This window comes from Alteromonas sp. C1M14 (genome assembly GCF_018860965.1).
In the GTDB taxonomy this organism is placed as follows: Bacteria; Pseudomonadota; Gammaproteobacteria; order Enterobacterales; family Alteromonadaceae; genus Alteromonas.
The window spans coordinates 130,525-156,931 of the sequence record NZ_JAHKQF010000011.1; the positions used below are offsets into that span (position 1 = coordinate 130,525).

The 26,407-nt window shown below is 46.1% G+C and carries 22 protein-coding genes; 13 read left to right on the forward strand and 9 right to left on the reverse strand.

The annotated features are described in order from the left end of the window. Window positions 1-326: 326 nt before the first annotated feature. Genes KO501_RS10105 through cheD form a run of 4 tightly spaced genes read left to right on the forward strand, consistent with a single transcriptional unit; the run spans window position 327 to window position 4,600 of the window. On the forward strand, window positions 327-830 hold the full coding sequence (locus KO501_RS10105; protein WP_216029550.1) for a chemotaxis protein CheW: 504 nt from the start codon (window positions 327-329) through the stop codon (window positions 828-830). Between the two features lie 2 nt (window positions 831-832). Further along, window positions 833-3,148 carry a methyl-accepting chemotaxis protein gene (locus KO501_RS18485; protein WP_216029551.1) on the forward strand — a complete coding sequence of 772 codons (2,316 nt, stop codon included), beginning with the start codon at window positions 833-835 and terminating at the stop codon, window positions 3,146-3,148. Between the two features lies 1 nt (window position 3,149). Further along, window positions 3,150-3,980 (forward strand): CheR family methyltransferase, encoded by an 831-nt coding sequence (locus KO501_RS10115; protein ID WP_216029552.1) that lies wholly within the window; start codon window positions 3,150-3,152, stop codon window positions 3,978-3,980. A gap of 11 nt (window positions 3,981-3,991) precedes the next feature. Further along, window positions 3,992-4,600, forward strand: a complete 609-nt coding sequence (gene cheD / locus KO501_RS10120) for a chemoreceptor glutamine deamidase CheD (protein ID WP_216029553.1) — start codon at window positions 3,992-3,994, stop codon at window positions 4,598-4,600. Between the two features lie 18 nt (window positions 4,601-4,618). Here the strand turns inward: cheD and KO501_RS10125 are convergent, their stop codons facing one another. The 3 genes from KO501_RS10125 to KO501_RS10135 form a co-directional block, all read right to left on the reverse strand. Further along, window positions 4,619-5,779: a pyridoxal phosphate-dependent aminotransferase gene (locus tag KO501_RS10125; protein ID WP_216029763.1), complete on the reverse strand. Its 1,161-nt coding sequence runs from the start codon at window positions 5,777-5,779 to the stop codon at window positions 4,619-4,621. Between the two features lie 113 nt (window positions 5,780-5,892). Continuing rightward, on the reverse strand, window positions 5,893-6,561 hold the full coding sequence (locus tag KO501_RS10130; RefSeq protein WP_216029554.1) for a haloacid dehalogenase type II: 669 nt from the start codon (window positions 6,559-6,561) through the stop codon (window positions 5,893-5,895). A gap of 83 nt (window positions 6,562-6,644) precedes the next feature. Next, a complete protein-coding gene (locus KO501_RS10135; protein WP_216029555.1) occupies window positions 6,645-7,115 on the reverse strand; it encodes a cupin domain-containing protein in 471 nt (156 codons plus the stop codon). A 199-nt stretch (window positions 7,116-7,314) separates the two neighbouring features. On the opposite strand from KO501_RS10135, the gene acnA reads away from it, so the two are divergent. Continuing rightward, window positions 7,315-10,032 carry an aconitate hydratase AcnA gene (acnA, locus tag KO501_RS10140; RefSeq protein ID WP_216029556.1) on the forward strand — a complete coding sequence of 906 codons (2,718 nt, stop codon included), beginning with the start codon at window positions 7,315-7,317 and terminating at the stop codon, window positions 10,030-10,032. A 54-nt stretch (window positions 10,033-10,086) separates the two neighbouring features. On the opposite strand, the gene KO501_RS10145 is transcribed toward acnA, so the two are convergent. Then, a complete protein-coding gene (locus tag KO501_RS10145) occupies window positions 10,087-10,977 on the reverse strand; it encodes a sugar phosphate isomerase/epimerase (RefSeq protein ID WP_216029557.1) in 891 nt (296 codons plus the stop codon). A 293-nt stretch (window positions 10,978-11,270) separates the two neighbouring features. Between KO501_RS10145 and KO501_RS10150 the strand changes: the two genes are divergently transcribed. From KO501_RS10150 to rplI, 4 genes are all read left to right on the forward strand, one after another. Beyond that, window positions 11,271-12,143 carry a DMT family transporter gene (locus tag KO501_RS10150; protein WP_252728324.1) on the forward strand — a complete coding sequence of 291 codons (873 nt, stop codon included), beginning with the start codon at window positions 11,271-11,273 and terminating at the stop codon, window positions 12,141-12,143. A 167-nt stretch (window positions 12,144-12,310) separates the two neighbouring features. Then, window positions 12,311-12,709: a 30S ribosomal protein S6 gene (gene rpsF, locus KO501_RS10155; RefSeq protein ID WP_216029558.1), complete on the forward strand. Its 399-nt coding sequence runs from the start codon at window positions 12,311-12,313 to the stop codon at window positions 12,707-12,709. 11 nt (window positions 12,710-12,720) lie between these two features. Beyond that, window positions 12,721-12,951, forward strand: coding sequence for a 30S ribosomal protein S18 (gene rpsR, locus KO501_RS10160; RefSeq protein ID WP_070126454.1), 231 nt, complete (start codon window positions 12,721-12,723; stop codon window positions 12,949-12,951). Window positions 12,952-12,972: 21 nt separating this feature from the next. Then, window positions 12,973-13,425, forward strand: coding sequence for a 50S ribosomal protein L9 (rplI, locus tag KO501_RS10165; RefSeq protein WP_216029559.1), 453 nt, complete (start codon window positions 12,973-12,975; stop codon window positions 13,423-13,425). 73 nt (window positions 13,426-13,498) lie between these two features. On the opposite strand, the gene KO501_RS10170 is transcribed toward rplI, so the two are convergent. Both KO501_RS10170 and azu read right to left on the reverse strand, forming a co-directional pair. Continuing rightward, on the reverse strand, window positions 13,499-15,862 hold the full coding sequence (locus tag KO501_RS10170) for an EAL domain-containing protein (protein WP_216029560.1): 2,364 nt from the start codon (window positions 15,860-15,862) through the stop codon (window positions 13,499-13,501). 179 nt (window positions 15,863-16,041) lie between these two features. Next, window positions 16,042-16,482, reverse strand: a complete 441-nt coding sequence (gene azu, locus KO501_RS10175; protein ID WP_216029561.1) for an azurin — start codon at window positions 16,480-16,482, stop codon at window positions 16,042-16,044. A gap of 294 nt (window positions 16,483-16,776) precedes the next feature. Between azu and waaA the strand changes: the two genes are divergently transcribed. Further along, window positions 16,777-18,078 carry a lipid IV(A) 3-deoxy-D-manno-octulosonic acid transferase gene (gene waaA, locus KO501_RS10180; RefSeq protein WP_216029562.1) on the forward strand — a complete coding sequence of 434 codons (1,302 nt, stop codon included), beginning with the start codon at window positions 16,777-16,779 and terminating at the stop codon, window positions 18,076-18,078. Between the two features lie 273 nt (window positions 18,079-18,351). Here the strand turns inward: waaA and KO501_RS10185 are convergent, their stop codons facing one another. After that, window positions 18,352-20,151, reverse strand: coding sequence for a sodium:proton antiporter (locus KO501_RS10185; protein ID WP_216029563.1), 1,800 nt, complete (start codon window positions 20,149-20,151; stop codon window positions 18,352-18,354). 264 nt (window positions 20,152-20,415) lie between these two features. Between KO501_RS10185 and KO501_RS10190 the strand changes: the two genes are divergently transcribed. Next, complete coding sequence (locus KO501_RS10190; protein ID WP_216029564.1) at window positions 20,416-21,249, forward strand: hypothetical protein; 834 nt, start codon at window positions 20,416-20,418, stop codon at window positions 21,247-21,249. A gap of 70 nt (window positions 21,250-21,319) precedes the next feature. Here KO501_RS10190 and purU read toward each other — a convergent pair whose 3' ends face one another. Further along, the gene (gene purU, locus KO501_RS10195; protein ID WP_216029565.1) at window positions 21,320-22,174 is read right to left on the reverse strand and encodes a formyltetrahydrofolate deformylase; all 855 of its coding nucleotides are present in this window, start codon (window positions 22,172-22,174) and stop codon (window positions 21,320-21,322) included. Window positions 22,175-22,251: 77 nt separating this feature from the next. Further along, on the reverse strand, window positions 22,252-22,848 hold the full coding sequence (gene thpR, locus KO501_RS10200) for an RNA 2',3'-cyclic phosphodiesterase (protein ID WP_216029566.1): 597 nt from the start codon (window positions 22,846-22,848) through the stop codon (window positions 22,252-22,254). Window positions 22,849-22,956: 108 nt separating this feature from the next. On the opposite strand from thpR, the gene hrpB reads away from it, so the two are divergent. Together hrpB and phbB are read left to right on the forward strand one after the other, a co-directional pair. Continuing rightward, complete coding sequence (gene hrpB / locus KO501_RS10205) at window positions 22,957-25,449, forward strand: ATP-dependent helicase HrpB (protein ID WP_216029567.1); 2,493 nt, start codon at window positions 22,957-22,959, stop codon at window positions 25,447-25,449. A gap of 226 nt (window positions 25,450-25,675) precedes the next feature. Then, the gene (phbB, locus tag KO501_RS10210; protein ID WP_216029568.1) at window positions 25,676-26,398 is read left to right on the forward strand and encodes an acetoacetyl-CoA reductase; all 723 of its coding nucleotides are present in this window, start codon (window positions 25,676-25,678) and stop codon (window positions 26,396-26,398) included. The last annotated feature ends 9 nt before the right edge of the window (window positions 26,399-26,407 follow it).

Here is a 26,407-nt window from a genome sequence, read left to right on the forward strand (position 1 = left end):
CCTTTCTGTATTCAAAAGTATAATTTCGCGAAATGGAATTCTCGTCATACTGTTTAATCATTAACCACATGATTGAAAAGCAAGTGTGTGGCTTAGTCACGAATAAAAATCGGTGACAAACAGGCTATACCGTAAAAGGTCGCGCTTTTTTAAATCGTCGACTAAATAGATCGACCACAAAATAGTATCGAATGATTGGATATCAACAAAAAAGAACGGATTTGTCTCGCTTACGTAGCGGCAAGTCAGTTTCTTGAGCCACTGAACACCCAGCTAAAAGGTTAACGCTGTACTCGCCTGCTAGATGGAAATAAAGGAGACAGACAATGGGTAACGCTGCCGCACAGAATTCGCTGATGGGAGGCCACAACAGGGAGTTTTTAAGCTTCGTGTTAGGTGAGGAAAACTATGCCCTTGATATCACCACGGTAAAAGAGATACGTGGCTATGAGCAGGTAACGAAAATCGCCAACGCCCCAGACTTCATCAAAGGCGTTATGAACCTTCGTGGCGATATCGTACCCGTGGTTGATTTACGAATTAAATTCAACGTCGGTGACGTAACGTACAACGAGTTTACCATTGTGATCATGCTCAATGTCCATGATCGCATCGTCGGTATCGTTGTCGATGGCGTGTCAGACGTGATCCAGTTAACAGATGAAGAAGTCTTGCCGCCCCCAGAGTTTGGTGTGGCCTTCGACAGTCGTTATTTACATGGCCTTGCTGACGTGGATGAAACCATGATCATTCTGGTCAATATTGAAAGTTTAATAACCAGTAATGAGCTCGGTTTAATCGAGAGCAATCCGGTTAGTGCAGGAGAATAGGCATGGGAATGTTTAAGTGGTTGAGTGGAAATGATGACGCCGTGGTGGGTTCGCTGGAAAGTATCCAGGCCCTTGATGCTTCGTCAGCAAATTTATTAATTGTCGATGCCCAATTTAATGTGGTTGTTGCAAACCGGGCTGCCAAGTCACTGTTAGCTGGGCTAGAAAAAGAACTGTCTAGCCTACATGGCGGGTTTTCCGCCCTCAATGTCGTGGGAAGTAACCTGACTGCTTTGGGAATTAACGGTGCGCAACTGCAGCAAGCCGTGCTGCAAAACCCGGTCAATGCAGAATTAGCCATCGCCCTTCCTTGTAAACAAATCAAAGTGGTGGTCAGCCGCCTTAGCAACGTTAAAGGTGAAACCACCGCATACAGTGTTGAGCTTCAAGACAACGATGCGGCCATGATGCAAAGCGCGATTACCGATGCGCTTCATCGAGTGCAAGCAGTTATCGAATTTAAGCCTGACGGAACCATTCTTACCGCTAATGACAATTTTTGTAATGCATTAGGTTACGAGCTTGATGAAATCAAAGGTCAACATCATCGGTTATTTGTTTCAACGGAATTTGCGTCATCGGCGGAATATCGAGATTTCTGGCGGAACCTAGAGCGAGGCCAGGTGTGTTCTGGTGAATACTGCCGAATTCGCAAAGACGGCGGGGAAATTTGGATCCAAGCTTCTTATAACCCTGTTTATGATGAACAAGGCAACGTGGTTAGAGTGGTTAAATTTGCCACCGATATTACCGCCGAGAAAATTAAGAATGCATACTACGGTGGTCAAATCGCAGCACTTAACCGAACTCAAGCGGTTATTGAGTTCGATTTAAACGGAAATATTTTAGATGCCAACGAAAACTTCCTCTCTACCATGGGGTATTCGTTGGACGAGATTAAGGGCAAGCATCACAGCATATTCATCGATTCTGAATACCAAAAAACAGCGGAATATCGTTCGTTCTGGGAACAACTCAGCAAGGGAGTCTATTTTGCCGATGAGTTTAAGCGCATTGGTAAAGCAGGCAATGAAGTGTGGATCCAAGCCTCTTATAATCCCATTTTAGATCAAAACGGCAAGCCATATCGAGTGGTAAAATACGCCACAGATATTACCGCTCGTACCACAGCGGTGAACGATATCAAGCAAACCATGAGTGAATTGGTTAAAGGGAATCTAGACACTCAAGCCCTTAATTTTGAGGGGGATTATGCGGAGCTGGGTGAATCAATCAACCAGTTTGTCAGCGATCTAAAAAGTATCATCGGCATTATTAAAGCGGTTATGACGTCGATGTCCTCCGGTGACTTAACACAGCGCATAGATGAAGAATTCCAAGGGGAGTTTCAGGTGCTCGGGGATGCCATTAATTCCTTTGCCACTGAAATTAGCAGTACCATAGGTAGTATTAATGAAGCCGTCGATACCATTAATACCGCTTCTTCCGAAATCGCCACGGGTAATGCCGATCTTTCTAGTAGAACAGAGCAGCAAGCATCTAGCTTGGAACAAACCGCGTCTTCGATGGAAGAGCTAACCGGTACCGTGCGGCTAAACGCAGAAAATGCCGAGCAGGCCAACATGCTAGCCTCGCAAGCCTCTACCGTGGCTAATGAGGGGGGCGATCTTATTCGCCAGGTGGTCACGACGATGGGGGCGATCAATACCTCGGCGCAGGAAATTTCTGACATTATCGGCGTGATTGACGGTATTGCCTTCCAAACTAACATTCTTGCTTTGAACGCGGCGGTGGAAGCCGCCCGAGCTGGCGAGCAAGGCCGCGGCTTTGCGGTGGTGGCGTCGGAAGTCCGAACCCTAGCCCAGCGCTCTGCTGAAGCGGCTAAAGAAATTAAAGAACTGATTTCTGATTCAGTGTCGAAAATAAACGACGGGAATTCGTTGGTGAATAAATCTGGCGACACCATGTCAGAGGTGGTCACCGCCATCAAACGGGTTAATGACATCATGTCAGAAATCTCTGCAGCTTCCTCAGAGCAGGCAACCAGTATTGAAGAAGTGGGTAAAGCGGTGAATAACATGGATGAAATGACCCAGCAAAATGCCGCTTTAGTTGAAGAAGCCGCCGCTGCCGCAGATAGCTTACAGCAACAAGCGGCAAACTTATCTGAGCGTGTAGCAATGTTTAAGCTAGAGCAGGGGGCTGATCATGTATTGACGCCACCTAGTGCGCCATCTCGGCCAAGAATTAATGGCATGAATGGAATACCCAAACCCGCCATGCGCGTAAAAGCCGTTAATGCGCCAGGCTCGCTCAAACCAAGTGTGCCTGTAGAAAGTGAGTGGGAGTCTTTCTAACATGACGGTGGCATCCGCTGAAAAAGTCGATAGAGAATATACCTATAGTCAGGACGACTTTGAACGGGTGCGAGCCACGGTATTTAAGATTGCCGGTATACGCCTACAAGATTCGAAAGTTACCATGGTGTATAGCCGGCTATCAAGACGGCTGCGGGCCCTTGGGTTGAGCTCTTTTCGGGATTACTTGGGCTTGGTCGAACGGGACAAGCCCGAGCAACAAGAATTTGTGAATGCATTAACCACAAACTTAACGTCATTTTTTCGAGAGCCTCATCATTTTGAGGCCTTGGCATCTTATTTACGTTCCCATCCAGATACCAAAGCCATTTGGTGTGCGGCGAGTAGTACAGGCGAAGAGCCTTATTCCATCGCCATGACGGTGGCAGAAATAACAGGCACCTTTTCTTCTGGAATCAAAATTTATGCTTCGGATATCGACAGTAAAGTATTAGCCACTGCCAAAGCCGGTGTGTATAAAGCCGAGCAAATTGCCAAATTACCTAAAGAGCGTCAAAAGCAGTTCTTTTACAAGGGAAAAGGTTCCAAGTTAGGCAAGGTGCGCGTGGTGGACGAATTGCGCAAAATGGTGCAATTTAGACAAATTAATTTAACCGATTCAGACTATGGCTTTAAAAATACAATGGATGTTATTTTTTGCCGTAACGTGATGATCTATTTTGATAAACCAACACAAAATAAAGTGTTAGCGCGGTTAGTCAGCCATTTAAACGATGACGGAATGTATATTGCCGGTCATTCCGAGCATTTTTCTTCTGCGTCGAATATTATCCGTCCAGTGGGGAAAACCATTTATAAGCCAGTTAGGTAAACGAGGCACTCGTGGTCGATCGCGATTTTAATCAACCCGCTTTTTACTACGACAGTCGTTTTGGTCGCGAAGCCACCAAAATTTTGCCGGGGCAGTACTATGTTACCCAAGAAGATAAACTTATCGTTACGGTGTTAGGTTCTTGTGTCGCCGCCTGCATTTTCGATCCCATCACGGAAATTGGAGGCATGAATCATTTCATGTTGCCCAGTAATAAATCGGTTTGTAAAAATGCGTCTCATGCACACCGTTACGGTATTCATGCCATGGAAGTGTTAATTAACGATTGTTTACGCCTTGGCGCAGAAAGAAAGCGATTAGTAGCCAAAGTATTTGGCGGCGCGAAAGTCTTACCCGGCTTTGTACAAAATGACATTGGTGCCACCAACACAACCTTTGTGCTCGACTTCCTAAAAACAGAAAATATTCCTATTCTTAGCAGTGACTTAATGAAAACCTACGCCCGTAAAGTGTATTTCACGCCATCAGATGGCTCGGTGCTGATGAAGCGAATACGCACTGTAAACAACAGCACCATCACCGAGCGTGAAGCCGAGTTGGCAATGCGCATCAATGTTGACGCGCAAGCCTCAGGCAGTATCGATTTGTTTGATGACTAGTTGGCAGAAAATTTTGCCCTACAGGCTTTGTAAAAACTGACCAATACGGGCTATGCCTTCGTCCAATTCATGTTCGGCGGCGGCAAAAGATAAACGCACGTAGTGATCCCCTGTGGCTTCGCCAAAGTCGTTGCCGGGGGTCAACGCCACAAATTGTTGCTGTAATAATTGTTCACAAAAGGCCATTGCTGTTAACCCTGTTTGGGTCACATTAATATAAACATAAAATGCGCCATCTGGTTTTACATCCACACTGAGGCCAATTTTTTCCAAACCCGCCAGTACTCGGTGGCGGCGATGAATGAGTATGTCTCTTCGGCGCTCGCACACTGTGAGGGTTTCAGGTGTAAAACAGGCTAATGCTGCATGCTGGGCAGGCGTAGATGGGCAGATATACAGATTCTGCGCCAAACGCTCCATGATGGGGATCATTTCATCCGGCACAACGCACCAACCTAACCGCCATCCGGTCATACCAAAATATTTTGAAAAGCTGTTAATCACAATGGCGTCTTTGTCATACGCTAGTGCGGTATGCGGTACTTGGCCATGACTCAAGTTTAAGTAGATTTCATCTACAATACGCCAAGCCCCTTTGGTTTTTGCAAAGTTAAGAATGGCGTCCATATCTTGGGGCAGTACTGAGGTGCCGGTAGGATTAGATGGGGACGCAAGCATTACCCCTTTAATGGTGTCATCCCAGTTGGCTTGCACGCTTTGTGCACTTAATTGGAAACGGGTTTTCGCATTGGTCGTTACGCTTGCAAGCTCGCCGCCAAAGCAGCGTATAAACTGACGATTACAGGGGTACGCAGGATCGGCCAGCATTACTTTGTCGCCGTCATTTATTAAGGCTGCGCAAACCAGTAATAGTGCTGCAGACGCACCGGCGGTTACGACTACATTAATGGGGTTAACGGTGACTTGGTGGCGTAACTGATAAAAATTGGCAATAGCCTCTCTTAATGCAGGCAAGCCCAGCGCTGAGGTATAGGGTAAGTCGCCATGCTTAACGATTTCTTGCATGGCCTCGGCTACCGGAGGAGGAGCGCCAAAGTCAGGTTCTCCAATATTAAGCCTGATAACAGGGTGGCCCTGTTTTTCCAATGCGCTCGCTTTTTCGGAAAAAGCCATGGCGTAAAAAGGCGTAATCGCCTGTGCTCTATGGGAAAATGTAATCACTACAACGGTCTCACAATAAATGAGGCGTAATGATACCAGCGTCATCATAGATAATCAGCCACAGACGTGACTTAAACCCCATTAAACCAATAAAGCAGAGGGGAGTTAGGTTAACGAATCAATATGTCTGCTAAATGTTGGATGTCCGTTACCGTAATATCTGCGGGAATGCCTAAGGGATATTCCATTTTTCCTGGCCGGGTAACAAAAGCGCTTTGTAAGCCAGCGGCTTTGGCACCACTGGTATCCCAGCCGTGGGCAGCCACCATCATGGTTTCGTCAGGTTTAGCTTCAGTTTGGTTACAAGCCCAATGATATACCGAAGGGCTAGGTTTGTATTTTCGTATGGATTCAACACTCAGAATGTAATTAAAAAAAGTACTGATTTTGGCGTTATCCAGTTGCTTTGTTAGGCCTGACTTGGAAGAGTTTGATAAGGCAACGAGGGTAAAACCGGCCTCTTTAAGTTGGCTTAAGCCTTTAATTACATCGTCATGGGGAGGGATGCTGGTCATCGCAGGTACAATATGTGAACGTGCGGTATTCAAATCGAGGGCAATCCCCTGGGAATGACCTACCATCACCATGGCCGCGGCCCCGATGTCACTGAAATCATGAAATCGCTCACACGTTGTTTCTACCAACGAATAATGCAGCAAGGTTGAAAACCATAACGGTACCAGCGCATCGCTTCCCAATGCATCGGCAACGGCGGATTTTACCTCGTCCATATCTAACAGAGTTTCATTTATATCGAAAATAAGCGTCTTCGGGGTCATGCCATATACCTACTGAATTATCGCGTTGTTACCTGCTGTTATTACGGCGTGTCATACCCATTAGATCCATCAATATACATCATTTAAATAAATTTGGTCATATCGGGGTGGGCCACTTCTATCCATTGCTTTAACGAGGGCTCATCAATAAAACTAAAATCGGCAAAATCAAAACCCGGCGCCACACTACAGCCAACAAAGCTGTATTCTCCGGTGGACTCAGCGGCCTGAAAATCCCCTGCAGGCACCACGGCGGCAAAATCGTGGGATTCTCCACCGAGCCGTTGTTCACGTAGTTGTTGCTGGTGAATATGGTACAACCTCAACGGCGCTCCGGCGTAATGGCTCCAAACTTCATCGTGCAGAACTCGGTGAAAGCGACTGACTTGGCCGGCCAATAACAAAAAGTATATATGCGTAATTGCTGGACGACTCAAGCTATGAACCGGTGAGTTAACTTCTTGTTCAGAACGATGGATCTGCCGATAGTACCCACCCTCAGGATGAGGTTGCAGTTCCAACTTATCGATAAGGGGGTGAGGGGCTTTGCTCATGGGTGTTTTAACTTTGTGAAACATAGTATACCAGCATAACGGTTACGTTAAAAAAATGCAGCTTTTTTGTTAAGTAAATAGCCAAAATAACCTTACATTATTAAGGTGAACTATTTCACCATGGTCACCCGTATGTATGCGTAATCATTTATTCTTAAACTGACTGGTCAGTCTAGGAACAGGAAGGAAAAGTGTGCATATGAAATACCGTCAACTTACTGAAATAGAAGCTGCTGGCAATGCTTATCAAGCGGTCAGTTTTGACAAAATTGCTGAGCAATTCGACTTAGAACGTTTGCCCTTCTGTATTAAAATTCTCCTTGAAAATCTTATCCGTCATGAGGATAAGGAGTTTGTCACCAGTGAAGATATTGAAGCCGTGGCGAAGTGGGATACCAACGATAAGACTCAACATGAAATTGCCTTCGTGCCGGCCCGCGTAATTTTACAAGATTTCACCGGTGTGCCCGCTATAGTAGATCTAGCCGCCATGCGCGATGCCGTGAATCGGTTAGGTGGGAAAGCCGAGGCGATCAACCCGCTAAACCCAGTGGAGTTGGTTATCGACCACTCGGTAATGGTCGATTATTTTGCCTCCGACGAAGCCTTTAAGAAAAACACAGACATCGAGATAGAACGAAACCAAGAACGTTACCAGTTTCTTAAGTGGGGCCAGTCTTCTTTTGATAACTTCAAAGTGGTTCCCCCAGGTCGAGGAATTGTCCATCAGGTTAACTTAGAATACTTGGCCCGCTGTGCATTTACCCTTGAAAAAGACGGTGAAAAATGGGTTTACCCCGATACCCTAGTTGGCACCGATTCCCATACCACCATGATTAATGGGCTTGGCGTACTAGGCTGGGGTGTGGGTGGTATCGAGGCGGAAGCGGCCATGCTAGGACAGCCGGTTACCATGGTGCGCCCCTCGGTAGTAGGGTTCAAACTAGACGGTAAATTGGCAGCCGGCGTGACCGCCACCGATATGGTGTTAACCATAACCGAGCAGCTTCGCGCTCATGGTGTTGTCGGTAAATTTGTCGAGTTTTACGGGCCGGGAATTAAGCACCTTACTACCGCCGATAGAGCCACTATTGCCAATATGGCTCCGGAATACGGTGCTACTTGCGGTATTTTCCCCGTGGACGATGTGGCTTTAGATTATCTGCGCCTCACAGGTCGAGATGAATCCCATATCGCTTTAGTTGAAACGTACGCTAAAGCAGCAGGGTTATGGCACGACGATCACTCAAAAGACGCGGTATATCATGAAACCCTAGAGCTGGATTTAGGCAATGTAGTACCATCATTGGCCGGCCCTAAACGTCCGCAAGATCGCATTGCTTTAGATGAAGCCGCACAGGCTTTTACCTCATGGTATCAATCGCAAATTGATGTGAAAGTGGTGGAAGAGGAAGCCAAATTCGTCGCTGAAGGCGGCGACATGGCCGAGGTAGATGAAGAACAGGATTCATACGTTGAGTTTAATGGCGACAAATTTAATTTAGATGACGGCGCTATTGTTATTGCCGCTATTACCAGTTGTACCAATACGTCTAATCCGTCAGTACTGATGAGTGCAGGGTTAGTGGCTAAAAAAGCGGTAGAGCTTGGTTTAACGAGAAAACCCTGGGTTAAAACCTCACTAGCACCTGGTTCACAGGTGGTTACCCAATATTTAGAAAATGCAGGGCTAATGGCGCCGTTGGAAAAGCTGGGCTTTAACCTAGTAGGCTATGGCTGTACCACCTGTATTGGTAATTCAGGCCCTTTACCCGAAGCAATTAGCCAAGCGGTGCGAAAAGCCAAGCTTACCGTGACCTCTGTGTTATCGGGGAACCGTAATTTTGAAGGGCGTATTCACCCAGATGTAGCGGCCAACTATTTAGCCTCGCCTCCGCTGGTGGTCGCCTATGCCCTCGCGGGGAATATGCGCACCGACATTACCCGTGAGCCCATTGGCAAAAGTAAAGACGGTAAGCCCGTTTATTTAAAAGATATCTGGCCTACCGAAGAGGAAATCCAAGCGCTGATTAACAGCCATGTGTCGGCTGATTTGTTTAAGAAAAAATACGCTGATGTATTTAAAGGGAATGACATTTGGAACAACTTAAATATGTCGAAATCGTCGGTCTATGACTGGCCCGATTCTACATACATTAAGCATCCCCCGTTTTTTGCCAGCATGGAAGATAAGCCCGCGGCGCTGACCAGTATAGAAGGCGCCCGTTGTTTGGTGAAGGTGGGAGACTCTATTACCACCGACCATATTTCGCCGGCAGGCTCTATTGCCGCGGACAGCCCCGCTGGAGAGTATCTGCAAGCGCAGGGAGTGACACCTAAAGACTTTAATTCTTATGGTTCTCGTCGAGGCAATCATGAAGTAATGATGCGGGGTACCTTTGCTAATGTGAGGTTGAAAAATCAATTAGCGCCTGGCACCACAGGCAGCGCGACCACCCATTTTCCTAGTGGCGAGGAAATGTCGATTTTCCACGCAGCCATGCGCTACAAAGATGATGCGGTGCCGGCCATTGTGATTGGTGGTAAAGAATACGGAACAGGTTCAAGTAGAGACTGGGCGGCGAAAGGGCCATCACTGTTGGGGGTAAAAGCCGTACTTGCTGAAAGTTACGAGCGTATTCACCGTTCTAACCTTATTGGTATGGGTATTTTGCCTTTACAGTTTAAACCTGACGAGAGCGCCGACTCTCTTGGGTTACGGGGTGATGAAAGCTTTGCCATCGAAGGGGTAACAAAAGGTCAAAAAGAGGTGAACGTGACGGTGACTTCTGATAGCGGCGAAAGCCAGACGTTCGCCATGGATGTGCGCATCGATACGGCCAATGAATTTACCTATTTCGAGCATGGCGGTATTTTACATTACGTCATTCGAGACTACCTTAAAAAGTCTGCGTAAACGCAACCATAACACTAACCAAAACGCCCGTTTTTAACGGGCGTTTTTTATTGCTTATTTAAGCAGTGCTGATACCGCTTTAAAGCCTTGTTGCAGGGTTTGGATGGCGTCATCCGTTGTATCCCTTTCTACAAAATAGTGCTCAGCCCCCGCGAGTTTGGCATTTTTGAAAATAGAGGCGAAGTTGATGGTGCCAGTGCCGACATCGGCAAATTGTCCATCCACGTCCATGTCTTTTACGTGCCAAAGCTTAAAACGATAGGGGTATTTTTTAAAATAACTGATGGGGTCTTTTTGGGCTTTTATCATCCAATAAAGATCTATCTCCATGGTCATGTTTTGTTCTTGTACTTCGTTAAGCAAAATATCGTATGGCTCTACGCCATCCACTTTTTGAAATTCAAAATAGTGGTTATGATATGCCAGCGTCAGCCCTTCACTGTTGCATATCTCTCCCCATTGATTACATTCCTCAGCCAGCTGTTTGTAGACATCTATGGACGAGCCTCGCTGGGCTTCAGTTAAGTACGGGATCACCAAGTATTTGTGGCCCACTTCCTGTGCGGTGTCGATAAGCCTGTGAATACCGCCGCGTCGTAAGGCATCTAAAGAAATATGGCTTGATGGCGCAGAAAGGCCCTCACCATCGATAATCTTACGCAGTTCGCGGGGAGAATGGCCATAATACCCCGCAAACTCCAGCTCTTTATACCCTTGTGCGGCCACTAATTTAAGCACCGCAGGCACATTCTCGGCCATCATATCGCGAAGGGTATAAAGCTGTATGCCCACCCGTATTTCTCGCTTGGCCTGTGCTAGGCCAACACTGGGAAAAGCCGCAAGAGCAAGCCCAGCCGCACCCAACTTCATAAATTGGCGGCGCTTGGCAATGGGATGACGCTGCGTCGCCGAAAGCGAATTAAGCCGAATACTTTTATTTCCCATTCGTCTCTCCTAATTGATGTGCCTAGCCGGTCAGTGAGCTTCCCGGGAGTAAACCTAGTGTAGTTAATTCGGTGCGTTAGAGTTTTTTTCTTTCTACGCGAGGCATTGGGCAAAGCACTGTGTGATGGCATTATCTTACCACTGAATACGCCCATAAGCAGGTGTGGTGTTTGTAACGTATGGGTAAATAACAGAACGTAACGAGAATATCTAAAGGCTTAGCATAGAATACGTGCTACCGGCCCTCGCTTTCTGGTAGCATTCCGGTTTTCCAAATTAACATCAAGACAATTATGATCGGCGAACTAGCTGCTCTTTCTACTGCGCTGTGTTGGGCCATTGCGGCGCGCTTATTCCGTCAGGCCGGTGGCGGTTTCTCTGCCCTTTGTATGAACTTGTGGAAAGGGGTCGTCACACTTATTCTACTTGGCCTCATATGTGTGTTTTTTGTGCCTACATCATCATTGCCCGTGAGTGCCTATGGTTGGTTATTGTTAAGTGGCGTGATTGGTATTGGCGTGGGTGATACCTGTTTCTTTTTAGCCTTAAAGCGTATTGGCGACAGCCAGTCGGTGTTGGTCACAGAAACACTGGCTCCCATTTTTGCTGCCTTGTTAGCCATGGCGTGGATTGCCGAATGGTTAAATGCATGGCAATGGGTAGGGGTGGCGGTGGTTATTTTGTCCGTTGATATGGTGATCAAATCTACCCGCAAGACATCACCTCATATTGTACCTTCTACCGGTTATTTGTTCGCATCTGGGGCCGCAGTGTGTCAGGCGGTAGGAGCGGTTATTAGTCGCGATATTCTTACCCGCTATGAGATGGCTGCTACCGAGGCGGCGTGTTGGCGACTCGCCGGCGGCATTGTTATCGTCGTTTTGTTGATGGGTTTACGACGTGAATCTTGGTTGCCTAAGCACAACCCGGGAAAAAAGGTCTGGTGCATGCTTGGCGTTGCCACCTTGCTGGGTACCGTATTTGCCATGTATCTGCAGATGCTGGGCTTTGCCAATGCCAAAGCGGGCATAGTGCAAACCCTGATTGCCACTAGTGCCATATTTTCCCTTGGAGTGGCTGCACTAATGGGCGATAAAATTCACCGTAGCACGGTCGTGTGGTCTCTGGTTGCGTTAGCGGGCGTGACGATTTTAGTGGTGAGCTAGTCAGCCCGTTATCGGCTTTTCTGTTACGGTAAAAATACTGGCTGTAATTGCTTGTGTAGTGAACAATTGATCTATATAATGCGCGCCCTTACAGCTATCTCACTTAAGTTCCTTGTCTCCATACAGTCTGGCTGTACTGTCGAGGCTACAACCGTAAGGAGCGTGTAATGCGTCATTACGAAATCGTATTTATGGTTCACCCTGATCAGAGTGAACAAGTACCTGGTATGATCGAACGTTATACCACTATTTTGAAGCAAGACGGTGGTGAAATTCATCGTTTAGAAGACTGGGGTCGTCGTCAATTGGCATACCCAATCGAGAAGCTTCATAAAGCACACTATGTTCTGATTAACGCTGAAGCCACTGCTGAAGCCGTTGACGAACTGGAAAATGCTTTCCGTTTCAACGATGTGATCCTACGTAATCTGGTTATGCGCACTAAAAACGCTGTGACTGAACCTTCTCCTATGATGAAGGAAGAACGTCGTGAGCGTCGTGACGATTCTGCACCTCGCACTGAGCGCGCAGAAAAGAAACCTGAAACCACTGAAGATAACGCGTAAGGAGATCAATCATGGCTCGCTTTTTCAGACGTCGTAAGTTCTGCCGTTTCTCTGCAGAAGGTGTTGAGCAAATCGATTATAAAGATATTGCTACACTGAAAAACTATATCACTGAGAGCGGTAAAATCGTTCCTAGCCGTATTACTGGTACAAGCGCTAAATATCAGCGTCAGCTGTCTACAGCTATTAAGCGTGCGCGCTTCCTTGCGCTGCTGCCGTACACAGATTCTCACAACAAGTAATTGGCGAAAGAGGAAATTTAGATGGATATCATCTTACTAGACAAAATCGCCAACCTTGGCGGTCTGGGTGACCAGGTAAACGTTAAAGCTGGTTATGCACGTAACTTCTTATTCCCTCAAGGAAAAGCAGTTCCTGCAACCAAATCAAACATCGAAAAGTTTGAAGCTCGTCGTGCAGATCTGGAAGCGAAAATCGCTGAAGAGTTAAATGCTGCACAAGCGCGTGCTGATAAAGTTGCTGAGCTTGGCGAAGTAACCATTGCAGCACCTGCTGGCGATGAAGGCAAATTGTTCGGTTCTGTTGGTACTCGTGACATCGCAGATGCAGTAACTGCTGCCGGTGTAGAAGTAACTAAAGCTGAAGTTAAATTGCCTACTGGTACTTTACGTGAAACAGGTGAATACGATATTGACCTGCAATTACACTCTGATGTAATGACTTCCGTAAAACTGGTAATCGTTGCAGAAGCGTAAGCACTCAACGTATTAAAAAAAACCGCTACACTGTAGCGGTTTTTTTATGCCTGTTTTTTGCCTCGGGAATCATCTACTTCGACATGGGATTATTGTTTGTAGCTTGATGTTCCCCTAAAAACGCCTCAAACGCGTTTTTGCCAAGGGGTTTGGCAAATAGATAGCCTTGGCCATAGTGGCATCCCATACTGGTAAGAATTGCCAGTTGCTCTTTGGTTTCGATACCTTCGGCTACCACTTCGATACCCAGTTTTTTCGCCATTAAAATAATGGCTTCGCAGAGCACTTTATCGTTACTCACTTCTGTCATCGAATGAACGAAACTTCTGTCAATTTTTATGTAATCGGTAGGGTATTTCTTCAAATAAGAAATCGATGAATAGCCAGTACCAAAATCGTCTAGGGCAATACTCACGCCAGCTTGACGAAAATGAAATAGCTTTTGCGAGACTTTGTCATCTGCATCCATAAGCAGGCTTTCAGTAATTTCTAACGTAATGGCATCAGATGGCGTACCCGAGGCTAATAAAGTATTAAGCCAGTCCATAATATTTGGCTCTTCACTAAAGTAATGGCTCGGCGAGGTATTAATACTGAGCTGTAAATCATGGCAGTAACGCTCACGCCATGCTTTTACATCATCACAGACTTGTTGAAACACCCAATTGCTGATTTCTATAATTAAGCCCGACTCTTCTGCAATAGGAATAAATTCATCGGGTCGGATTAAGCCATTAGTGGGGTGCTGCCAACGAATGAGGGCTTCTGCTTTGGTTACCCTTTTATTTTGCAAATTGATAATAGGTTGATATTCGATATACAGCTGTTCATTTTCGATGGCATAGCGTAAATCGTTCAGCAAGGTAAGTCGCTTTAACGCTTCATCGTGAAGACTTTTGGTATAGAAGTAATAGCTATTCTTACCCAAAGCTTTAGCGCCATACATCGCTTGATCCGCATTTTTAAGAATACTGGTGACATCGTTGGCGTCATCAGGGTAAATGGTTACTCCAATACTGACACTGGTATGAATACGCTCTTGGTCGATGATCTGAGGGCTAGAAATGCTAGTTAGTAAACACTGTATAATGCGGTCTAAATCGGTGTCGGCCAGAACATCACTAAAAATAAGAACAAATTCGTCTCCACCTAACCGAGCTACGGTGTCGTTTTGACGAATACAACTTTGTATTTTGCGTCCACATTCAATTAGAAGCTTGTCACCAAAGTCGTGTCCAAGGGTATCGTTGATGTCTTTGAAGTTATCTAAATCAAGCAGCATCACTGCCACTTTAGTTTGTGAGCGGTTGGCATTTTTTATTGCATGCTTGAGGTGCTCTTCCATTAAATTGCGATTAGGTAGCCCAGTCAATACATCGTAATTCGCTTGTCGCCAAATGACTTCGTTGGCCTGTTCTCGTTCAATAGCAATACTGGCGATATGGGCAAACTGTTGTATACGAATTAATTCATCTTCAGACGGGGCTGCCGGCGAGTCATGATAAACCGCGAAAGTGCCAAATACTTCGCCATTTACACCGCAGATGGGTTGTGACCAACATGATCCTAAATGGGCTTGTTTTGCTACATCACGCCAGGCTTCCCAATAGGGATGCTGGCTGATATCTGCTGCGATCGTCAGTTTATTGGTAAATGCAGCGGTGCCACAAGAACCTTGACCTATACCAATTTCAATACCGTCCACGAGTTTATTGTAAAAGTCGGGAAGTGAAGGTGCGGCCCCCATTCTTAATTTATTCCCTTTTAAAAGCAGGATGCTGCAGCGCTGATTGATATATTCGCTTTCAATGGCTTCTACTATGTAATGTAAGGCCAAAGACAGGGTTTCGGCGTTCACGACTTGTTCTAAAATAACACTGCGAACACGGGTTAATTTTTGCTTTTCTTCTAACTGTAATTGTTGCTCGGCAAGCTTGTTAGAGAGTATGGACAGCGACTCTCGCTCAAATTCTGCTTCTACAAGTTTGCCAAGATCTCTTAGTACCGACTCATGGTGTGCACTAAATTGTCGAGGTGAGTCATCAAACACACATAATGCGCCCATGGGGTAGCCATCAAACTCTACTTTAACGCCGGCATAAAAACGCACGTGTGGCGGGCCGGTAACAAGGGGGTTTTTGGCAAAGTCAGGGGCTAAAAGTGTATCGGGAACCACTAACATTTCGCAGGTGGTAATCGTATGCGCGCAAAAGGCGATATCTCTGTGAGTTTCGCTGATGCCTAAATTGACGCCAGATTTAAACCACTGTCGATGCGCATCAATAAGAGAAATAGATGAATAAGTGCACCCAAATATTTGCGTGGCAATTCGGGTAATGCGGTCATACCTTTCTTCTGGTTGTGAATCCAGAATTTCTAAGCGTTGTAACGCTTTAAGCCTGTCCAATTCATTTTCTGGCTTTGCTGCTTTGGTCAATAGAACTTCCTTACACGTACAAGTCAAAGACAGTTAAAAACCGCCTCGCCCCCTTATTTTAGCAGCATAAATTCAGTCCGCTAAAAAACGCCGCATTTAATATAAGAAGGGGTACGATTATAACGTTGATGTCTAGCTTAACGATCAACGTTATTGAGTGTGAATGTAAGGCTTTTAGGTTAGATAAGTCGTAAGCTTCCTTTAAGCATGCTCATATGCCCAGGAAAGGAACAAAAATATAAGTAGCTTTCCTCTTTGGTTAATTTACTGACATCAAACGTCACCGATGCGCTTTCTTTGCCACCGGTTATCCGCGTATTGGCGATAACCCGAGGATCATTGGGTGACAAATAATTATTTGCTAGCCCCTGTGACGCCCCATCTTTGACGACGCTTTTTGCATCAGAGGCTTTGGTTAATACCCAGTTGTGGCCCATAATGTTTTTGGCCAAGGTGCCGGTATTATTCAGGGTAAGGGTGAAGCTAGTGCAATGGGCCGGTACGTCGATAGAGGCTTTATTGAATCGCATGGTGTCGGCGCTTTCTATGGTTGTGGCGCAGTCATCTGCAAATACGACGCTACAGAAAAAAGTGGTAATAAGGGCAAGAACAGTTTTCATCGTTAAGAAGCTCTTAATTTCTAGGTTAACTTAGTGATGCCAACACAGTACTACAGTGGTTACTGAATTTTTAATAATGAAATTTCATCTTTGTAATAGTTAAATACGATTGGTTTTAGCGCCCCTAGAATTGGTGCCAAGGTAACTTACTTGTAAGTCTTAAAAATACTCGTCGCTGTTGGCTTTTACGGCATATATAGCGGTTTTGCCTTGGACGGTTATCCATAGGTCATTACAATAGGAGCGATATGGTAATGAGATACTCCCCATTTTTATTATAGGACGTAGTCAACGATGACAAAACAGCAGGCCGCCGCGCGGTTGACGTTCAGGCAAGAGGCCGTACGCTATCTGTATTCTTTACTGCTACTGGTATTAATTCCCTTTGCACTTCTTAATTTTCTGTTTCGTAAGCAAAAGAAAGAACATACTGGCGAGCACGGTCGCTTCGAACGTTTCGGTATTGTTAGTAGGCCTCAAAATAAGGGGGGATACTTGTTTCATTGTGTGTCCGTAGGAGAAGTTGTTGCGGCCTCGGTATTGATCAAACGCATAATGGCAGACGAACCGAACACCTCAGTCACCATCACCACAACAACGGCCACTGGCTCTGCAAGGGTAAGAGCTATTTTTGGTGATGGAGTAAACCACTTTTATTTGCCCTACGATGTGTCCATCGCCATGAATAGCATGTTAAAGCGGGTTGCCCCTAAAATGGTGCTTATTACTGAGGTTGAATTGTGGCCAAACCTTATTCATTGCTGTTGGCGACAAAGCATTCCTGTGGTTGTTATTAATGGGCGCATGACCACACGTTCAGCTCGTCGCTATAAAAAGATCGGGTTACTTTTTACACCTATGTTGGATAAAGTCGGTCATGTGTGTGCTCAAGGTCAGCGCGATTATGATAATTACCTTTTTTTAGGAATAGCGCCGAGTAAGTTAACCTTAACCAACAACATAAAGTTCGATCAAAAAGCGCCAGATACCATCCATAAGTCGTCGTTTCATGGGATACACAAAGATCATCGTCCAATTATTATTGGTGGGAGTACCCATGAAGGTGAAGAACAGGCACTGCTCGATACGGTCATCAGTCTTAAACCCGACTTTCCCACCCTACTGTTGATCCTAGTGCCTCGTCACCCCGAGCGCTTTAGCAGTGTTAAAAAGCTTATTGAAAATCAATCGCTACAGCTTGTGTGCACTTCCCATGCGCCCACTATCACATCGGAGGCTGACGTGGTACTGGTTGATGAAATGGGGCAATTAAATAAAGCCTATGAGATTGCCAACATGGCGTTTGTTGGCGGCAGTTTAGCCGACAAAGGAGGGCACAACGCTTTAGAGCCGGCCGCCCATAAATTGCCTATTATCATGGGGCCTTACACATACAATAACCCAGTAATTTGCGACAGCCTTAAGCAAAGTGGTGCGTTGATCATTGTTAATGATCAAGCTGGATTAACATCTCAGTGCAGAACGTATTTGCAACGCCCCGAGGAAGCCATTAAAGCGGGGGAAGCAGGTTATGAAGTGTTAATTGCCAATAAAGGTGCGGTGGAAGCGACAATATCAGTGATGAAATCCTTTTGACCGAAGTTGGTGCCATTGAACAAACTACTGCACGGTAGTGGTGCGCTCCATAATGTGTGAGACCATCTATTGGGTATCAATTGTTACTCAACTAATTGATATTAATGATTATTTAAATTATGGTCTTGTTATTGCTTTATATACGCCGACGTTGTGCTTCAAGAATAAAAAAAACAAAATCGCATCCAATAATAATAATAGAGGGGAGCGCTTGATTACACGTTAATTCCAGGGAACGGCACTCTGCCCGTGGGCAGGGTGCCAGTTTTATCTTCACACAGGTTCGCTGGTAGGGATCACCAAACTAATCACTTTCCATCCTGCTTCAGGTACAAGAGACTGACCATCTAAAAACGCATGAGTGCGATTGTTTTGATCTAACGCGATCAAGGGTATTGCCCGGTCTTTATACGTTTTCTCATAATCTTCAAACGTAAATTCATCACTTAACCCCGTTGTTTTAACCGCAGCACCTTTGGCGATGGCCGAGGCGAGGTATCCGTAGGTTACGCCCTCATCAAAAAGTGTGAGCTTTTGCGCGTACTGGGTACTCACCTGGTGACTAGGCCGAGTGGTTTGCTCGTTGCTTGATAGGCCCCATACACGGTCTTTGCCCATGGTGTATTCGAAGTGATACGCGATCATCGGATTAAGTTGCTTATAGGGCGACATGATCAGTACGGTGCCAAACGTATCCATTGCTAGCTTGCGTGAAGCATGATCCGACATGGGATTACCAAAGTAAGCGGGAATTTCCATCATACGTGTGGCTTTAATGGCGTCCCAATTGGTATCGGCTATACATACAGGTAGATCATGTTTGATAAGCTCTTTTGCCAGTAATCGGCTAAATTTACTTCCCCCAAAAATCAGAAAGCCAATGGGAGCGGGTGCGCGCATTTTAAGTAGTTGGGCAACATGTTTTGCCGACAAACTTTGAACGACTACGGTGGTGATAATCACAATGAACACAATGGGCACAATAACACTTGCACCCTCGTAGCCAATCTCTTCTAATTTTAGGGAAAACAGAGCAGAAACTGCGGCCGCTACTATTCCCCGAGGGGCTATCCAACTTAACAGGGCCATTTCTCGCCAATTGAGCCCCGTTCCCATGGATGAGGCCAGCACAGACAGGGGTCGTGCAACAAACAAGATAGCTGCAAGCACAATGAGTACGCCTGAGCCCACATCAAATACCGCATCTAAATTAAGTCTCGATGCCAGAATGATGAATAATCCAGAAATCAGCAGCACACTTAGGGTTTCTTTAAATTCGAGAATATCTTCGACATCTACTCCTTTCATGTTCGCTAGCACCATACCCGCAATGGTTACCGCTAATAAACCGGATTCATGAGCTACATAATTGGAGGCAGCAAACACTGCCAGAATAACGGTGAGTACCGCTGTGTTTTGCAAGTAATGGGGGATAACGTTTTTACGTAAAGCGACACCCATAAGGTAGCCAACGGCTAAGCCAAGTAAGGAGCCCATTCCTACGGTTTTACCAAAGGCGATGAAGGTGTGCAGTAGCGCGGTTTCTTGAGAGGCCACAATATACTCGTATACCAAAACTGCTAATAAGGCACCGATAGGATCGATGATGATCCCCTCCCACCTAAGTATGTTAGCAAGGTTGGTTTTAGGGCGCACGGTACGTACCATGGGGACGATAACGGTTGGCCCGGTTACGGTTACGAGGGCGCCGAATAAGGCCGATAACTGCCATGATAAATCCAGACAATAATGAGCCGCGACGGCGGCCACTAACCAAGTAACAAGCACTCCGATACTGCATAAATTGCGTACCATGTTGCCATGACCGGCAATATCACTAAACTTAAGCGTAAGCGACCCTTCAAACAAAATAATGGCCACCGACAAAGAAACCACAGGAAACAATAAGTCACCGAAAAGGGCATCAGGATCAAGTACATTGAACACCGGCCCCACAATAATGCCTGTTATCAGTAACGGTAAAATAGCGGGGAGTCGTATTTTATAGGCTAAAAATTGACAAAAAATCGATAAGACACCGACACTGACTAAACTAAGTAAGGGATCTGACACGGTGAGTTCCTTCTGGTTGCCGTGGCTGGCACAATTGTTTTGACCAATGGCATTTTATTGTAATGGTACTGGTATATACTAAGTCCTGTTACAAGCGGATTATTTATGATGGATCAATTCTGCAACGCGATTGCTACGCATGAGCAGTTTACGCTGACTTTATATACAAATTCTGCTTTTTCGTATTATCAATAAGTTGGTTTTCACCTTGTAGAACTTCAGTGAAAGCTGTGTACTCGTTTATTTAAATGGAAAATGTAACCGGTGAGTCGTTATTTTTTAAGTATTATTCCTTTTTTCTTTGTTGCAAGTTGCAGCGTATCTTCGGTACCAAGCCCCCAGGTAACCGTTACTCAAGTTCATACCTTAAACCCTGATTTAGGTGAAACCTCAGGCCTTTTTTGTCGTGACGGTAGCGCGTTTAGTATTAACGACTCTGGTAATGCCCCTGAATTGTTCGTTATTGATAAGCAAGGTGAGATCACCGGTAGAGTAACGTTAGATGCCAAAAATAAAGACTGGGAAACCATAACCGGTGACGACGAGTTTTTATATATCGGCGATATCGGCAATAACGCCGGCAAGCGAAAAGATCTCAAAATATATCAGGTTTCGGCATCCACAGGTGATGTCTCTTCCACTATTCGGGTTGCCTATGAAGGCAATAAAACCGACGAGAACATTCCTTATAGCCATGATTACGATGGTGAAGCCATGACCATGCGCGATGGAAAAATACTTATATTCTCAAAAAGTTGGGGTACAGAAACCTCTCATATCTACCAAGTGGATGTAGACAAAAGTGAGCAGTTACTTACCCCTATCGCCAATGTAGAAGGGCTGCCAGGTGTGGTAACAGGCGTCGATTGGAGTGACAAACTACAACAGTTCGTGCTAGTGGGCTACCGTAGTAATGCACTGGGTATGTTTAAGCCTTTTGTGGCCGTAGTATCAGCAAATTACGACGTTGAGTCGGTGTTCCCATTGGCTGAATTTACTCAGGTTGAAGGAGTATGTCACGGACCGGATAACGAGGTGTGGATCAGTCAAGAAAGTACGCCTTATAGTTCTGCAAAACTGGCAGTACTGAGTTTGTAATGGTTGTCGGTTAGGTTCGTCATTGCGAACCTAACCTTTTATTTTTTCAGCGCAAAGTCCCAACCTTTGTTTAAGCAAACACCACCGTTTTGTTGCGGTGAATAATCACTCTGTCTTCTAAATGATATCGTACACCATTGGCGAGTGCGGTAACTTCACAGTCTTTTCCTTTTCTTACCATATCGGCAGCGGAATCACTGTGGCTGATACGTTTGACGCTTTGCTCAATAATCGGCCCTTCATCGAGATCTTTGGTGACATAATGGCAGGTGGCTCCGATTAGTTTCACACCGCGATCGTAGGCTTGTTGATAAGGGCGAGCTCCAGCAAAGGAAGGTAGGAAGCTATGATGGATATTAATCGCCTTACCTTGCAGCTTCTGACACACATGGTCGGGTAGGATCTGCATAAAGCGGGCAAGTACGGTCAAATCTATTTTATATTCATCTAACAGGGTTTCGATTTGTGAGAAGGCTTGTTCTTTACCTAGTGCTTTAAAGTCTACCCAATGGAAAGGTACCTTGTACCAATCGGCAAATTGCTTCATCTGCGGATGATTACCAATGATCACCGGAATATCGCAAGCTAACTCTCCGGTGTGCCAGCGGTGCAGCAGATTGACCAAACAGTGCGATTCGAGGCTAGCAAGCAGTGCGACCCTTTGCTTAACTTGAGAGTCAGTTAAGCGCCAATTCATTTGAAATTCGTTCGCCACAGGAGTAAATGCCTGTATGAATTCGTCGTAACCTAATTGCAAAGTATCTGCACCAATTTCATGACGCATGAAAAAACGGCCGGTTTGTAAATCGGTGTGGTGATTAGCTTCGACAATGGTTGCACCGTGCTCAGCTAAAAATTGTGAAACCCGGGCCACAAGACCAATTTGATCTGGGCAATCAATGACTAGGCGATAAGTTTGTTTCATTAGTTTCGTTGACGTAATTTTTGATGCCTTTGTTTTACCCATGCAAAGGCGCGCTGTAAAGCCCCAATGTTAAGAAATTAATAGATGCCTTGCCGTAAACGCTCTCGAATGGATAAATCAGGCTGTAGTTCCCAAGATTGCCGTATGGGATAACACACCCCCGAGGAAGTGGAAACCGATTCAAATAGGTGAAAGGCATCAAATGGCACGGTAATTTCTGGCAAGGTTAATGGCGGTAAAAGCTCGCTGGTGGCTTTTCTAGCCACAGTCACGTGGGGTTTGAATTCTTGCTTTTCCATGGCGATGCCAGCGCCTCTAGCGGCCTTTCGGATTTTCTTCGCTAGCTCGGGCAACAAGGAGGGGGTCTCTGTGGGGGCGGCAAACAATATTTTTGGCCGTTGCCAAAATCCCGCGTGGTTAAGGGTGACGGAAAAGGGCGGGTGAGAAATGGCATCCAAGTTGGCTATCAGGCTTTCGTGCTGCCGAGGGGAAAGCTGGCCTAAGAAGCACAGTGTCAGATGATAATTGGCCGCAGGGATCGCGTAAGGAAAGGATGATCCTAACGAGTCGTTGCTGACTTTTCGGTTTTTTACTTGCGGAAAGGCCCGTTGTTGCCATTCACAAAGCGCCAGTTTAGTGGAGGGCCCTAAGTCTAGGCCAATAAAACAACGCATAGGTGTCTCCTTAATTATCAACGTCGGGTTATCTGCGTTTGTGCAATGGGTCTACAGGCAGGTAAAATAAGCAGATTAACACTTCCCTATTAGGTCGATACGACGTTTATGTCAGTTAGGAACAGCCATTTACCTGCAAGTACGCTAATTCCAGCATTAGTAAAGGCCCTTGGAGGGCAAAACGTGATTGTGGGCGCCCCTCCTGGAGCGGGTAAATCTACCGTTCTGCCCCTTGCGCTGCTAGAACATACCTCAGATAAAATTATCTTACTGCAACCCCGTCGGGTAGTGGTACGAAATCTTGCTACTTATTTGGCCGCCCAATTAGGTGAAAGTGTGGGTGAAACCGTAGGCTATCGTATTCGTGGTGAAAGTAAAGTAAGTGCTCACACTCGATTAGAGATAGTTACTGAAGGGGTGTTGTCTCGGCGAATCACCCAAGATCCTGAGCTAAGTGGTGTTGCTGCCATTGTTTTCGATGAGTTTCATGAGCGAAGCATCCACAGTGATTTTGGACTGGCTTTGGCTTTAGAGGTCCAAGAGGGGCTTCGAGAGGATTTATCTTTGGTGGTGATGTCGGCTACCTTGGATGTGGAAGAAATAACAGCGCTGATACCCCAAGCGCGATTACTTACCACAGAAGGGCGGCAGTTTCCGGTCACCGAGGTATATATCGGCAATACAGAAGCCCGAGAAACGGTAAGCAAAGTGGTATCGGTGGTGGCCAATAGTCTGGCCACTGACGAAGGCGATATTCTGGTTTTTTTGCCCGGTGCTGCCATGATTCGAAAGGTGGCGCAGCACCTGGCCGCTAATCGCGCCTCATTAGATGTGATGATCCATACCTTGTACGGGCGGATGACTAAAAGCGAACAGGATGCGGCGATCAAGCCTGATCCCCGGGGGCGGCGAAAAGTGATCCTAGCCACGAATATCGCTGAAACCAGTTTAACCATAGAGGGAGTGACGGTGGTGGTGGACTCGGGTTTAGAAAACGCTGCAAAATATCATCCCGCTACCGGTCTGGTTCAGCTTACTACGCAAATGATATCTCAAGCTTCCGCCACTCAACGAAAAGGCAGGGCGGGGCGTTTGCAAGCGGGAAAAGTGTACCGTTTATGGAGCGAAGAGCAGCAATCACGTCTTGCTAGACAGCCCGTTCCGCAAATTCAGCGGGAAGATATTTCTACGTTATTGCTAGACGCTCTGGGATGGGGCACTTCCTTGCCGGAAATGGCGCTAATGACCCAACCCTCACAAACACAAATTGAATTGGGTTTGGCATCGCTAAAAGCCATGAATGCAGTAAATGCGCACCATCAAATTACCCCTTACGGCAAAAAATTACTGGCTTTTCCAACCTCGCCTGCACTGGCGCATATGTTGTATCAATCCCAAGTGTTGGCAGCTTCTCCAGATTTAGAAAACCTGCCTCAGGTTGCCTGTTTTTGCGCGGCCTTGGCAGAAGAAAGCTTGGCCTTAATGAGCTCCAAGTGTTTGTCTGAAGGGATCAAAACCCTGGATGGAGGGAGCCAAAGTCGTGTACTTCGTCAGGCCAAGCGTTATAGCGCGAAGCTGTCCATAACCCTCTCCATGTCATTAACGGCGTTACCCTCGCGTTTGCTTGCTCTGTGTTTGGCACTGGCGTTTCCCCAGCGAGTGGCATTTAAACGGCAGCAGCAGGAATACAAATTGGCCTGTGGTCGAGGGGCTGTGATGCCCCAGGGTGAGAGATTCAATGACGATTGGTTGGTGGTATTGTCTGGGCAGTTAACGGGCAGTGATGTCAAAATTGACGTGGCAGAGCCTATAACCGAAACCGATCTGAGATTACTCTACCCAGATGCCTTTTTAAGTCGTACCCAGGTTACATTTAATGCTGCAAAAAAACAGATGGAAGCGCGTAAGGTGGTGTGTTTCAGCGCCATTGTGCTATCTAGCGAGCCTGTAGGAAAGGTGTCGTCGAAGGTATGGGGGGAAGCTTGGTACCAACAGATCCGCTCATTGCAAATGAACGACTTACCATTGTCGTCCAGTGATTTGCAATGGTGGTATCGCTACAAACTGGCCTGTGATCTTAATCTTCCGCAATCACAGGCCTATGATGAAGCACCGCCATGGCGACAAGCGGACACCATGGTTAGGTTAATAGACGCAGAAGTCTTAACTCCCCGTCTTACCCATTGCAAACAGTATGATGATTTAGCCAAGCTGCCGTGGTCGGCACTATGTCATGAGTCACTGCCGTGGAGTCAACAATATGCCTTAGATAGCTTACTGCCACCTAAGTTAACGGTGCCCGGAGGCGAAAAGCGAAAACTAACCTATCGTGCCGATGGCGAAGTTTTGTTATCGGTACGGTTACAAGAAATGTTTGGTTGTAACGCCCCCATTACTCTGGCAAATGGACAAAAAACGGTGACAGTGGAACTGCTGTCTCCGGCAGGAAGGCCTATTCAGAAAACCGCGGATCTTGGATCTTTTTGGCAGGGAAGTTATTTCGCCGTACAAAAAGAAATGAAAGGCCGTTATCCCAAACACCGCTGGCCCGATCGTCCCATGGAGGCCACCCCAGGTAAATCGATAAAACCAAAAAACTAAGGGCCTGACACAAAAACTTAATGCTCTGACCAGTTCCGTAGGTAGTAGGGTCGAATCTTCCTTAACACCATGTTAATTATGTACTTTTAAAAGACTATTTGTTCTTGATAATTTGCCATCGTAAAGACTATTGATCTAGATCCGGTTAAAAATTGTCAAAATCTTCATATGCATGCTTATATTAAATTTGTTGTACAAATAAACGTCAACAAAAAAGGAAGATAAAATGAGCAAAGTTGCACTGGTAACAGGTGGCACCAGAGGAATTGGTGAAGCGGTATGTGTCGCTTTAAAAGACGCAGGTTATATAGTCGTAGCGAATTATGGTGGTAACGATGAAGCGGCAAAGGCGTTTACGGAACGAACTGCTATCCCCGCATTTAAATTCGATGTTTCAGATTTCAATAAAACAAAATCAGCAATTGACCAGATAACCGAGGATTTTGGTCCGGTGGAAGTACTGGTTAACAATGCGGGTATCACTCGAGATGGCACCATGCATCGCATGTCCTTTGAGCAATGGGATGCCGTTATTCAAACCAATTTAGCCTCGTGTTTTAACACATGTCGAGCAGTGATTGATACCATGCGTGCCAATCAATTCGGACGTATCGTGAACATAGGCTCTGTAAACGGACAAGCTGGGCAATATGGCCAGGTCAATTACGCCGCGGCGAAATCCGGCATCCATGGCTTCACTAAAGCTTTGGCATTAGAAGGCGCGGGTAAAGGGATCACCGTAAATGCTATTGCGCCTGGGTATGTGGATACCGATATGGTAAGGGCGGTGCCAGAAGAAGTATTGAAAAAAATCATCGCCACCATTCCGGTGGGCCGACTAGGTAAACCGGAAGATATTGCCCGCAGCGTACTCTTTTTAGTGGGAGACGAAGCGGGCTTTATTACGGGCTCTACCTTATCCATAAATGGCGGGCAACATATGTACTAGCCAGCGGGT